This is a genomic window from Dyella sp. 2RAB6, assembly GCF_052115385.1.
In the GTDB taxonomy this organism is placed as follows: Bacteria; Pseudomonadota; Gammaproteobacteria; order Xanthomonadales; family Rhodanobacteraceae; genus Dyella_D.
The window spans coordinates 117,699-130,205 of sequence record NZ_JBFRGP010000014.1; the positions used below are offsets into that span (position 1 = coordinate 117,699).

At 64.9% G+C, this 12,507-nt stretch carries 10 protein-coding genes and 1 rRNA gene; 4 read left to right on the plus strand and 7 right to left on the minus strand.

Translation table 11 applies throughout. The features are described from left to right. Positions 1-87 precede the first annotated feature (87 nt). Positions 88-1,932 carry an autotransporter outer membrane beta-barrel domain-containing protein gene (locus AB4083_RS17760; RefSeq protein WP_441609547.1) on the plus strand — a complete coding sequence of 615 codons (1,845 nt, stop codon included), beginning with the start codon at positions 88-90 and terminating at the stop codon, positions 1,930-1,932. Between the two features lie 111 nt (positions 1,933-2,043). Here AB4083_RS17760 and AB4083_RS17765 read toward each other — a convergent pair whose 3' ends face one another. Beyond that, positions 2,044-2,922, minus strand: coding sequence for a YbaY family lipoprotein (locus AB4083_RS17765; protein ID WP_441609549.1), 879 nt, complete (start codon positions 2,920-2,922; stop codon positions 2,044-2,046). 721 nt (positions 2,923-3,643) lie between these two features. Between AB4083_RS17765 and AB4083_RS17770 the strand changes: the two genes are divergently transcribed. Then, positions 3,644-4,210, plus strand: a complete 567-nt coding sequence (locus AB4083_RS17770) for a helix-turn-helix domain-containing protein (RefSeq protein ID WP_441609550.1) — start codon at positions 3,644-3,646, stop codon at positions 4,208-4,210. A 73-nt stretch (positions 4,211-4,283) separates the two neighbouring features. On the opposite strand, the gene glyS is transcribed toward AB4083_RS17770, so the two are convergent. Beyond that, positions 4,284-6,431: a glycine--tRNA ligase subunit beta gene (gene glyS, locus AB4083_RS17775; RefSeq protein WP_441609552.1), complete on the minus strand. Its 2,148-nt coding sequence runs from the start codon at positions 6,429-6,431 to the stop codon at positions 4,284-4,286. Then, positions 6,428-7,348 (minus strand): glycine--tRNA ligase subunit alpha, encoded by a 921-nt coding sequence (glyQ, locus tag AB4083_RS17780; RefSeq protein WP_441609554.1) that lies wholly within the window; start codon positions 7,346-7,348, stop codon positions 6,428-6,430. Before glyQ ends, glyS begins: the two co-directional genes overlap by 4 nt. A 93-nt stretch (positions 7,349-7,441) precedes the next feature. Between glyQ and AB4083_RS17785 the strand changes: the two genes are divergently transcribed. Both AB4083_RS17785 and AB4083_RS17790 read left to right on the plus strand, forming a co-directional pair. Next, positions 7,442-9,262, plus strand: coding sequence for a GspE/PulE family protein (locus AB4083_RS17785; protein WP_441609556.1), 1,821 nt, complete (start codon positions 7,442-7,444; stop codon positions 9,260-9,262). Between the two features lie 16 nt (positions 9,263-9,278). Next, a complete protein-coding gene (locus AB4083_RS17790) occupies positions 9,279-10,004 on the plus strand; it encodes a glutamine amidotransferase (RefSeq protein ID WP_441609558.1) in 726 nt (241 codons plus the stop codon). A gap of 59 nt (positions 10,005-10,063) precedes the next feature. On the opposite strand, the gene AB4083_RS17795 is transcribed toward AB4083_RS17790, so the two are convergent. The 4 genes from AB4083_RS17795 to rrf form a co-directional block, all read right to left on the minus strand. Next, positions 10,064-11,172 (minus strand): IS3 family transposase gene (locus tag AB4083_RS17795; protein WP_441609560.1). Its coding sequence is split into 2 segments (ribosomal slippage): positions 10,064-10,911 and positions 10,911-11,172, totalling 1,110 coding nucleotides; the frame shifts between segments, so codons are not numbered across the junction. A gap of 17 nt (positions 11,173-11,189) precedes the next feature. Continuing rightward, positions 11,190-11,537, minus strand: coding sequence for a DUF1820 family protein (locus tag AB4083_RS17800; protein ID WP_441609561.1), 348 nt, complete (start codon positions 11,535-11,537; stop codon positions 11,190-11,192). A gap of 10 nt (positions 11,538-11,547) precedes the next feature. Then, on the minus strand, positions 11,548-12,231 hold the full coding sequence (locus AB4083_RS17805) for a rhomboid family intramembrane serine protease (RefSeq protein ID WP_441609570.1): 684 nt from the start codon (positions 12,229-12,231) through the stop codon (positions 11,548-11,550). Between the two features lie 167 nt (positions 12,232-12,398). Beyond that, positions 12,399-12,507, minus strand: a 5S ribosomal RNA gene (rrf, locus tag AB4083_RS17810); the annotation flags it as partial.

Below are 12,507 nucleotides of genomic sequence, written 5' to 3' on the forward strand. Positions count from 1 at the left end.
GCAGCGCAGCATGCGCTTACGTATGGCCTTGCATTACCGTAACGCGCGAATAACAAAAGCCATCCCGGCTCAAGGAGCGTTACCGACATGCCCCGCATCCGCCATCTCGCCGGCGCCATCGCCGCCGGTCTGCTGTTCAGCACTGCCGCCGCCGCGACCGACTTCAGCAAGGTCGTGATCATCGGCGACAGCCTCAGCGACGCCGGCAACATCGCCAAGCTGTCCGGTTCGCCGATCCCGCTGCGCTTCACCACCAACCCCGGCACCACCACGGCGGAGAACGTCGCCGCGGCGCTGAAACTGCCAGTCTCCGCTTCACTCTCGGGCGGCACCGACTACGCCTTCGGCGGCGCCGGCCTGCAGCACAACTCGCCCGGCACCCCGGCCGGCGTGCCGCTGCTGTCGCAGCAGTTCCAGATGTACCTGGCCGCCAACGGCGGCGCGGCCGACAGCAAGGCGCTCTACCAGGTGTGGGGCGGCGCCAACGACATCTTCTATCTGACCGCCACCTCGACCAATCCGAACGTGCTGGCCGCCGGTGCCGTGTCCGCCGCGCAGACCGAGTTGGGCCTGGTCGGCCAGATGCAGGCCGCCGGCGCCAAGTACGTGGTGGTCTACAACCTGCCCGACATCGGCAAGACCCCGTCCGGCATGGCCGGCGGCGCAGCCGCTTCGGCCGGTGCGACGCAGCTATCGCTCGCCTTCAACGGCGTGCTCAATGCGGGCATCACCCAGCTCAGCAACAACGGCTTGAACGTGATCCCGGTGAACACCTTCCAGCTGCTCAACGAAGTGATTGCCAATCCGTCGGCCTACGGCTTCACCAACGTCACCACGCCGGCCTGTAACGGCAGCTCGGTACAGTGCGGCCCGGCCGGCTCCGGCCTGCCCTACAGCTACGCCGCGGGCACCAACAACACTTACCTGTTCGCCGATGGCGTGCATCCGACCACCGCTGCCCACGCCATGCTGGGCCAGTACGTGGTGTCGCTGATCCAGGCGCCGGGCCAGATCTCCATGCTGGGCGAAGCGCCGCTGGCGGCCGCTGCCGCGCAGACCCGCGCCATCCGCAACGAGATGCTGGCCGATGCGATGGGCAGCGATACGCGCTTCTTCGCCAACGTCGACTACGCCCACCAGCGCTTCGACCAGCAGAGCAGCTCGCCCAAGACCACCAGCAACAACGTCAACCTGACGGTGGGCGCCGACGTGCGCGCCAGCGAGCACATCTCGATGGGCGTGGCGCTGGGCATCGGCCAGCACAACGCCGACTTCGCCGGTGGCGGCGGCTACAAGCTGCAGGACATCAGTGGCCTGGGCTACCTGACCTATCACAACGGCGGCGGCTACGTCGGCGGCTACGTGAACTTCGCGCAGTCGAACTTCACCGACATCGAGCGCCGTATCCAGCTCGGCGCCATGTCGCGCAGCGAGAGCGGCAAGGCTGACGGCAACCGCCTTGGCGGCGGCGCCACCGGCGGCTGGTGGTTCAACTTCGATGCGCTGCGCACCGGTCCGTTCGCCACGGTGGAATGGCAGACCGTGAAGGTCAACGGCTACACCGAGGGCGGCAACGACAGCACCACCATGTGGTTCGGTCGCCAGCAGCGCGATGCGCTGATCTCCACCCTGGGCTGGCGCCTGCAGGGGCACTGGCAGGCCGGCGGCATGATGCTCGCCCCGTATGCCGAGGTGGCCTGGAACCACGACAGCAAGGCCGACCCGCGCAGCGTCACCGCCGGCGTGGTCAGCATGCCCGGCCAGTTCGCCCTCACCGGCTTCCTGCCGGACAAGACCTGGGGCACTGCCGACGTGGGCGTGTCCGCGCAGTTCAGCGAGAACGTCGCCGGCTGGGTGGGCTACAGCGGCCGCTTCGGCGACGACAGCCAGAAGTACAACAGCGTGAACCTGGGCGTGAAGGTCGGCTTCTAAGCCGGCTTTCCGGACAAGCCAGGTAAAGGCTAAGCCCAATAAAAAAGCCGTCCGCGCGAGCGGACGGCTTTTTTCATGCCCCGATCCCTATCCGGGATCAGACGACGGCGCTTACTTGTTCTTGCCGTTGGTGGCCAGGCTGAGGATGCTGGTGGCCTGCTTCTGCAGGCCGGCGGCTTCGTCGTCGGCCAGTGCGTCGGTCTTGCTGCCGGACTGCTCCTGCTTCAGCACCAGGGCGCCATCGGCGTTCCAGCTGGCGCGCTCGGTGGAGCTGGGCTTGGCGTCCTTGCTGGACTTCTTCTGCTGCACCACGACCCACGGCTTGCCATCCTTGTAGGCGTAGTCGGTGTTGGTGAAGCCCTTGTCGCCGTAGTCGACCTGCTCGCGGATGAACTTCACTTCGCCCGCTTCGCGGAACACCTGCCAGCCGCGCGAGACCTTGTCTTCCAGCTTGGTGCCGCTGGTGATCTTCATGCCGCCGATCTGCTTCTGCACCGCACTGAACGCGGCCAGTTCCTTCTCGCCCGGGGTCTGCTCGCCCACCAGCTGGATGGAAACCTGGTTGCCCGCGCCCTTGGTCAGCACCGGCGTCTGCAGCGGCGCGGTGTAGCGGCGGTCGCCGTCGGTCAGCACGGCCTGCACGATGTACATGCTGTTCGGGTTGACGTCGGCCGGATTGAATTCCAGCTCGAACGACTGCGGCAGGCTCGCCACCGGGTCGATGGTCTTGCTGGCCAGCGGGGTGCCGTCCTGGGCCGGATCGACCAGCTTGATCTCCAACTTGGCCTGCGGCGAAACCTGGCCGCTGGCGTCGCGCAGCGCGACGGTGCCGCTGACCGCGTTGGCCTTGGTCGGCTGCTGGCCGGGCGCCGAAGCCGCCGGCGCGGACTCGCCGCCAGTCGATGCCGCAGGCTGCGACGAATCAGAAGAATTGCAGCCGGCCAGAGCCAGCGCTGCTACCGATACCAGTGACCAGACGATCCTGCGCATGTAGAACCTCAATCAATCGATACAAACACGGTCACGAAAGCTCTGGCGCTCGGGGGCGCGAGTCATTTTCGCGGGGGAAGTTAGGAGAATACCCCAAAATTTATGAATCGGACAAAGTCAAGATAACCTCCGGCATTCCATACGTGATCGCATGGAAATTAGTGATTCGACGCTAGCAAAACCGGTTGAATCAGCCATTTAGGTATAAACCACACAGAAGGGAGGCCGCATGTCGCATGCGGCCGCGGGATATCAGGGCGCGGTATTTATTGGAAAAATCTTTACGGCAACGTCGAAGCGAGAAGTCGCGCTGAGCTGCCACACGGACACCGCGCGGCGCGCTGATAGACAGGGGCCGTTTCGACCTGCGCTACGTCGATGGTCTGCGTCGCGTTGGCCGAAACCTGCACGACGCAACTGCCGTACAGCCATGGCGCCACGCGAGACCCTTCCTATCCATAATTACCCGGGCAATACTTGTCGAAGGTGAAGTTGCGATTTCTTCGCTCGCGCGTATTCCCAAATGGGAGTTCGTGCGTTTCCCCCGTCAGAAATCGACTTTCTTACGAAGACTTATCGTAAGAAATACCGAATCTCTATGAAGATTGGATAAACACAAACACACTCGTAACATCTTGCCGCGTTATAGCCCGGCTAATACGTAAGCGGCCCGAAAGGCTAGCTTGCAAAAGTCAACTGCCAGACCACCCAGGAGATCCCCATGGCTACGCAAATAACTACGACGCCGCCGAACGGGGGCACCTTCGCCGATCGTGTCAAAGTGCTGATCCAGCGCGTCGGTAGCGTGACCGAGATCGCGCGAATGTGCGGTTTCTCCGAGGGCGTCGTGCGTAGCTGGCGCGACGGCAATACCGATCCTTCCCGCGCACGTTGCGTGACCCTGGCCAAGACCATGGGGATTTCCCTGGTGTGGCTGGTGGCCGGCGAAGGTTCGATGATGCAGTCCGAGTCGATTACTTCCGGCGAAGAGCTCGGCACCGAGACCTCGCTGACCAATCGCCAGCGCACCAAGCTGCGCACCGCCGCCGATACGCTGCATGCCAGCGGAGTGGCGATGGATCCGCACCGTCTGAACACCGCACTGCGCATCCTGCAGTCCGAGCTGGATCTGGCCCAGAGCAATCTGTCGCTGGCCGACAATGCGGATCTGCTGGCGGATCTCTACGAAATTCTCGGCCCCGGCGGTAACGACGTGGACGCCACCGCGATGGTTGCCTTCAACCATCGCCTCGGCGACCGGCTCAAGCGCGACCGCCACATGGCCTGATCGTCGGGCACAAAAAAACGGCAGCCATCTGGCTGCCGTTTTTCATGGTGCTGGCGATAAAGCCGGCCCGTGCTTACAGCCGTGCGATATCGGCGATCGCCGTGAACTGCGCCTGCAACTGGCCCAGCAGGGCCAGGCGGTTGGCGCGTACGGCGGGATTCTCCGCGTTCACCAGCACACCGTCGAAGAACGCATCCACCGGCGCCTGCAACTGCGCGAGGCGACTGAGCACGGCGGTGTAGTCGCCGGCCTGCAGCGCGCCCGCCGTCGCCGACTTCGCGTCGGCCAGCGCCGCGGCCAGCGCGCGTTCGGCATCGGCTTCGAAATGCGCCGGATCGACCGTGCCCTGCGGCGCCGGCGCACCGGCTTCTTCCGCCTGCTTGCGCAGGATGTTCGCCACGCGCTTGTTGGCCGCGGCGAGGCTGAGCGCCTCGGGGCGGCGGCCGAATTCCGCCACCGCGCGCAGGCGGCGATCGAAGTCGGCCAGCGAAGCCGGCGCCACCGCCAGCACCGCTTCGAACTGCTCGCCGGTGAAGCCTTGTTCGGCGTAGTAGCCGCGCAGGCGTTCGATGACGAAGTCGTACAGCTCTTCCACCAGCGCGGCGCGGCGCTTGCCGGCATCGAGCGCGGGTGGCTTGCCGTCCTTGCCCGGCTTCAGGCCCGCGGCGAGCGCGGCTTCGGGAATCAGTTCCAGCGCCTCGGTGAAGCTTGCCTTGAGGTCCAGTTCCAGCCCGCCTTCCACCAGGGTGCGCGCCAGGCCCAACGCGGCACGGCGCAGGGCGAAAGGATCCTTGTTGCCGCTGGGCTTGAGGCCCACCGCGAAGATGCCCGCCAGGGTGTCCAGGCGCTCGGCCACGGCCAGCACCTGGCCGACCTTGCCTGCGGCAATGGCGTCGCCGGCGAAGCGCGGCTGGTAGTAGCTGTCGAGTGCGGCGGCCACGTCTGCCGTTTCGCCGTGATGGCTGGCGTAGTAGCGGCCCATCACGCCCTGCAGTTCGGGGAATTCGCCGACCATGCGGGTAAGCAGGTCGCATTTGCTGAGCGCGGCGGCGCGGGTGGCCTGGCCGGCGTCGACCTCGACGCGGTTGGCCACGATGCGCGCCAGTTCCGCCACGCGCACGCTCTTGTCCCACAGGCTGCCCAGCGACTGCTGGTAGGTGACGTTCTTGAGCGAGTCTTGATAGCCGGCCAGCGGCGTTTTCAGATCCTCGTCCCAGAAGAACTTCGCGTCGGCGAAGCGCGGACGGATCACGCGCTCGTAGCCTTTGCGGATCTCGGTCGGGTCCTTGCTCTCGATATTGGCGATGCCGATGAAGTGCTCGGTGAGCTTGCCGCCGGCATCGAACACCGGCACGAACTTCTGGTTGGTCTCCATGGTGGTGACCAGCGCTTCCGGCGGCACCGCCAGGAACTCCCGCTCGAAGGTGCAGGCGATCGCGGCCGGCCATTCGGTGAGGTTGGCGATCTCGTTGAGCAGTGCGTCGTCCAGCTGCGGCAGGCCGCCGGTCTGCGCCGCGGCCTTGGCCACTTCGGCGCGGATGCGCTGGCGGCGCTCGGCCGGATCGGCCAGCACGTTCGAAGCGCGCATCGAATCCAGCCAGATATCGGCGTCGGCCACGTGCACCGGATGCGGATGCAGGAAACGGTGGCCGCGCGACTTGCGGCCGCTCTTCAGGCCGAGCGCTTCGCCCTCGATGATGTCGGCGCCGTGCAGCATCACCAGCCAGTGCGCGGGGCGCACGAAGCTGTACTCGTGGTTGCCCCAGCGCATCGGCTTGGGGATGGGCAGGCTCTTCAGCGTTTCGTCGAGGATCTCCGGCAGCAGCGCGGCGAGCGGCTGGCCGGGCTTGACGGCGCGGAACACGAACCAGGCGCCCTTGTCGGTTTCGAGCTTTTCGAGCTGCTCCACGGTGACGCCGCAGGACTGCGCGAAGCCTTGCAGTGCCTTGCTCGGCTGGCCTTCGGCATCCAGCGAGGCATTCACTGCGGGGCCGCGGCGCTCGATCGTCTGCTCCGGCTGCTGGGCGGCCACCTGCGGGATATGGACGGCCAAACGGCGCGGCGAAGCGAACGTGCGCGCCAGGTCCAGGCCGGCTTCCACGCCACGCTTGGCCAGGCCGTCGCAGATGCCGCGCCCGAAGGCGGCGGCAAGCTCGTCGAGCGCCTTGGGCGGCAGTTCTTCCGTGCCCAGCTCGATCAGCAGTGACTTGGCGGCGCTCATGCGGCCTGCTCCTTGGACGGCTTATGGTTGTTCTTCAGGCCCGGGAAACCGAGCTTTTCGCGCTGCGCCACGTAGGCCTCGGCCACGGCGCGGGCCAGCGTGCGCACGCGCAGGATGTAGCGCTGGCGCTCGGTGACGCTGATCGCGCGGCGCGCGTCGAGCAGGTTGAAGGTGTGGCTGGCTTTCATCACCTGCTCGTAGGCCGGCAACGGCAGGCCGGCGGCGATGAGCTTGTTGGCTTCGCCTTCGCAGACATCGAACCAGCGCAGCAGCTCGGCAACGTTGGCGTGCTCGAAGTTGTAGGTGCTCTGCTCGACTTCGTTCTGGTGGAACACGTCGCCGTAGGTGACGGTGCCGTGCGGCGTTTCCGTCCACACCAGGTCGTAGACGTTGTCCACGTTCTGCAGGTACATGGCCAGGCGCTCGAGGCCGTAGGTGATCTCGCCGGTGACCGGCCTGCACTCCAGGCCGCCCGCCTGCTGGAAATAGGTGAACTGGGTGACTTCCATGCCGTTGAGCCAGACTTCCCAGCCCAGGCCCCAGGCGCCCAGGGTGGGCGATTCCCAGTTGTCTTCGACGAAGCGCAGGTCGTGCACCAGCGGGTCGAGGCCCAGTTCCTTCAGCGAGCCGATGTAGAGCTCGAGGATATTGTCCGGATTGGGCTTCATCACCACCTGGTACTGGTAGTAATGCTGCAGGCGGTTGGGGTTCTGGCCGTAGCGGCCGTCGGTGGGACGGCGCGAGGGCTGCACGTAGGCCGCGGCCCAGGGCTCCGGACCCAGCGAGCGCAGGAAGGTGGCGGGATGGAAGGTGCCGGCGCCGACCTCGGTATCGAGCGGCTGCAGCAACACGCAACCCTGCGCCGCCCAGTAGCGGTTGAGGGTCTGGATCACATCCTGGAAGGTACGTGCGGACATGGCTTTCCGTGACCTGGAATAAAGCGGGTTAGTATAGCCGCGCGCTATCCTCCTGGCCTGATCGCGCGCAGAAAACCGAGGGGAATCCGACGCATGGCAGCCTCACCGCAAATCGCTTCGCTGCTGGGTCGACGCGGCAAGCTCACGCTCGACGACGTGTTGGCCGCGCTGGTCGTGGACGGTTTCGTCCAGGCCGAGGACGCCAAGAACGTGCGCATGGGCAACCGCAGCGGCCGCTCGGCGGTGGAACTGCATCCGCTGGTGCTGATCGCCAATGCCAAGCTGCCCAACCAGCGCGATCCCGGCCGCCCGCTGAGCCTGGAAGCGCTGACCGAATGGCTGGCGAACCATGCAGGGCTGTCGTATCTCAAGATCGATCCGATGAAGATCAACGTGGCGGCGGTGACCCAGGTGGTCAGCAACGCCTACGCCACGCGCCATCGCATCCTGCCGGTGGCGTCCGCCGCGGGCGAGGTGACGTTCGCCACCTGCGAGCCGTTCGATGCGGGCTGGGCCACCGACCTGTCGCACATGATCCGCCGCGACGTGAAGCGGGTGGTGTCCAATCCGCTGGACATCAATCGCTACCTGCTCGAGTTCTATGGCGTGCAGCGCTCGATCCAGCTGGCGCAGGACGCCAAGGCGAGCGGTTACGACTCCTCGGCGATCCTCAACTTCGAGCAGCTGGTGGAGCTGGGCAAGAGCGGCGAGGTCGGCGCGGACGACCGCCACGTCGTGCATATCGTCGACTGGCTGCTGCAGTACGCGTTCGAGCAGCGCGCTTCGGACATCCATCTGGAACCGCGCCGCGATGCCGGGCAGATACGCTTCCGCATCGACGGCGTGATGCACAAGGTGTTCGAGCTGCCGCCGCCGGTGATGACCGCGGTGACCGCGCGCATCAAGATCCTGTCGCGCATGGACGTGGCCGAGAAGCGCCGCCCGCAGGACGGCCGCATCAAGACGCGCTCGGCCGGTGGCCGCGAAGTGGAGCTGCGTATTTCCACCATGCCGACCGCGTTCGGCGAGAAGGTGGTGATGCGTATCTTCGATCCGGATATCGTGGCGAAGGATTTCTCGCAGATTGGCTTCTCGCCGGAAGAAGGCACGCTCTGGCGCAGCATGGTGGAGCGTCCGCACGGCATCGTGCTGGTGACCGGACCCACCGGCTCGGGCAAGACCACGACGCTGTACTCCACGCTCAAATACCTGGCGACGCCGGAGATCAATGTCTGCACCGTGGAAGATCCGATCGAGATGGTCTCGCCGGAACTCAACCAGATGCAGGTGCAGACCTCGATCGACCTCGACTTCGCCGCCGGCGTACGCACGCTGCTGCGCCAGGACCCGGACATCATCATGGTCGGCGAGATCCGCGACCTGGAGACCGCGCAGATGGCGGTGCAGGCGTCGCTGACCGGTCACCTGGTGCTGTCGACGCTGCACACCAACGATGCGCCCAGCGCGGTCACGCGCCTGCTCGATCTGGGTGTGCCGCATTACCTGATCCAGTCGACCCTGACCGGTGTGGTGGCGCAGCGCCTGGTGCGCGTGCTGTGCCCGCATTGCAAGCAGGCGACCACGCAGGACCCGCTCGAATGGACGGTGCTGACCCATGGCTGGTCGGTGCCCTTGCCGGCCTCCGTGTTCAAGCCCGTCGGTTGCCTGGAATGCCGCAGTACCGGCTTCATGGGCCGCACCGGCATCTACGAGATGATGGTCTTGTCGGCGCGCCTGAGAAACCTGCTGTCCTCGCAGCTGGATCTGGGCCGCTTCGGTACCGCCGCGCTGGCCGAAGGCATGCGACCCTTGCGCATCTCGGCAGCGGAGCAGGTGATCCGCGGGCTGACCACGGTGCAGGAAGTGCTTACCGTGCTGCCGCCGATCGAACTGCCGGAAGATCACACCCACTGAATTGCGTCACGCCTCGATGAAGCCTGTCCTGATCATTCGTACCGGTCGAGCACCCGACCCGATTCGCGCCCGTTACGGCGATTTCCCTCACTGGTTCCGGCTTGGCGCGCAGCTCTCGCCGGGGCGGGTGCGCGTCGTTGACGTGGCGGCCGGCGAAGAGTTGCCGCCGCCCGGCGACGTGGCGGGCGCGCTGATTACCGGCTCCGCCGCGATGGTCACCGAGCGGGCCGCCTGGAGCGAGCGCACGGCGGGCTGGATTCGCGATGCGATGGACATCGAGCTGCCAATGTTCGGCGTCTGCTACGGCCATCAGCTGATGGCGCATGCGCTGGGTGGGCGGGTGGATTATCTGCCTGGCGGGCGCGAGATCGGCACCATGTTGATCGAGGTGGCGGAGCAGGCGAAGGACGATCCGATGGCGGCTGCGCTGCCGGCTTCGTTCCGCGCGCACACCACGCATGAGCAGAGCGTGCTGGAGTTGCCGAAGGGGGCTGCGGTGCTGGCCGGTTCGGCGCGCGATCCGCATCATCTGCTGCGCTATGGCAAGAATGCGGTGAGCGTGCAGTTCCATCCCGAGTTCAATGCGGATGTGATGCGCGCGTACATCCAGCGCAAGCGCGCGGACATGCATCGGGAAGGCTTCGATCCGCATCACACCTTTCGCCAGGTGGCGCCGACGCCGATCGCGCGGCGGCTGATGCGGTACTTCTCGCGCCATCATGGGATGGCGGCGCAGCGCTGACGATCAGCGGCCGCTTCGTGGCGGCATCGGGAAAGGCGTCACTGTCGACTCCCCTCAGATCAGTGCCACGAATAATTAGAGGTAGCCGGGTCGTTCTGGATACGGAATTCGGCGGGCGTCAGCCCGCCAAGACTGTCATGGGGAATCTCGCGGTTGTAGTCGGCTAACCATTGCTCCGTGTGCTCGCGCACCTCGTGGAGCGTGCGGAACACATGCATGTCGAGCACGCCCCGTCGGTAGCTGCCGTTGAAGCGTTCGATGAAGCCGTTCTGCATCGGGCGACCCGGCTCGATGAAGTCCAGGGTGATGCCCTTGCGCTCAGCCCATTCGGCCAGCGCCAAGGCGACGAACTCCGGACCGTTGTCCAGGCGTAGTTTAGTCGGATAGCCTCGCCATGCCGCGACGCGTTCCAGTGTGCGAATCACGCGCGCCGCGGGTAGATTCAAATCCACTTCGATGGCCAATGCTTCGCGGCTGAAGTCATCGATGACGTTGAAGGTGCGAAAGCGCCGTCCATCCCAAAGCGCATCAGACATGAAGTCAATCGACCAACTGCGGTTGATCTGCTCGCCTGCAACCAGTGGTAGCGGATGCCGGTTCGGCACGCGCCTCTTGCCACGTCGACGACGGTTGAGCTGCATCAGGCAATACACGCGCCAGACCCTCTTGTGGTTCCACACCAAGCCACGGCGCCGGATCAACTGGAACAACTTGTCAAAACCGCGCTCAGGGAACCGCTCGGCCAGCTCCGCCAGCAGTGCGATGACTTCCTCGTCGCGATCCGGTCGTCGCCGATAGCGCACCGTCGAACGCGACAGGCCGATCGCCAGACATGCCCGGCGCTCGCTCCACTCGTGCTGCTGCATCAGCCACACCAGGAGCGGGCGCTTCTGCGCCGGGTCTACAGCTTTTTTGCGATGAGGTCCTTCAGGGCATGGTTCTCCATCGCCAGCTCGGCATACATCCGTTTGAGCTTGGCATGCTCCGCCTCGATGTCCCGCAACCGTTGCACGTCAGATGCTTCCATGCCGCCGTACTTGGACTTCCACACATAGTACGTCGCTTCGGAAATACCGAGATCGCGGCACACATCCTTGACCTGGCGACCACCTTCGACTTGTTTCAGTGTCGCGACGATCTGGCTCTCGGTGAACTTGCTCTTGCGCATCGTGGGTCTCCTTGGGGCTAGTTTGCCCGGAGTTCTCTAGTTATGTGTGGAGTGAGCTTACGGGAAGGCGACATCACCTTCTGGCCGTCGCCGGCATCGCGGATGACCAACGCGCCTTTGCGTTCGACTTCTTCGATACGGATGACGGCTTGCATCGACAGGTGCAGGACGCGCGTGTCCTTGAATTCTTCGCGCAGCTTTTCTTCGGTCGGGTCGACGACGAGGCCTTCGCCCGCCGGCTCGAACACCAGTTCGCCGACTTCGGTAAAACCCCACAGTGCGCTGGAAGCCACGTGCCTGGCGTAGAGCTCGTAGCTCTTGCCTAGGTGCAGGAAGGTCACCTTGTAGAGTTTCTTGCTGCGCATGGTTTTAAGTTTATCCGCGCAGGCGACGGACGACCGCGCCGCGGGACAGCAGCGCATACACGACACCGAACAGGAAACCCGCGATGTGGGTCCACCACACGACGGCGCCGTAGCTCGGGCCGGCGTAACTGAAGAGCAACTGGAGCAAGACCCAGATGCCGATCAGCAGGAAGGCTGGGACGCGGACGAATTCCAGGTACAGGCCAAGTGGCAGCACGAGGCCTAAGCGTTCGCGCGGGAACAGCGCGATGTACGCACCAAGCACGGCGGAGACAGCGCCGCTGCAGCCGATTATCGGCGAGTGCACTCCGGCGAGCGAAAGCGCGCCGACCAGGTTGGCCACGATGCCGCCCAGCAGGAACAACAGGAAGAACCGCGCCGAACCTAAGGTGCGTTCGGAGGGAAGTCCGAAGATCACCAGGAACAGCATATTGCCCAGTACGTGCAGCCAGGCCACATGGATGAAGAGCGCAGTGACCAGGCGCAGCAGCGAAGGATCGTGCAGCTGCGCAAGGATCGGTTCCTTGGCGTCGAAGATATTCGCCGGCACCGTGCCCCATTCGAGCAACAGCGACAGACGCTGGCGTGGTGGCAGCACGGCCAGCCCGATAAAGCTCAGGACGCAGGCCAGCACGAGCAACATGGTCACCCACGGCGTGCGTTGACGGCGGCGGGTTTCAACTTGGACAAACACGCGATGCTCCCCCGATTGGCGCATGGGTCCTTGAAGAATCGAATCATAGGCCAAGCGCGTGTTGTGTTTTGCGTTGCTGATCGGCGCGTTGATTGACGCGCTTGTTTTGTCTGATTTTCGAGCAAGAAAAAACCCCCACCGTGAGGTGAGGGTTTTTAGGATAAAGCCCCTGGCGATGACCTACTCTTGCATAGCAAGCTACACTACCATCGGCGCAGCTGCGTTTCACTTCCGAGTTCGGGATGGGATCGGGTGGGGCCACAGCGCTATCTTCGC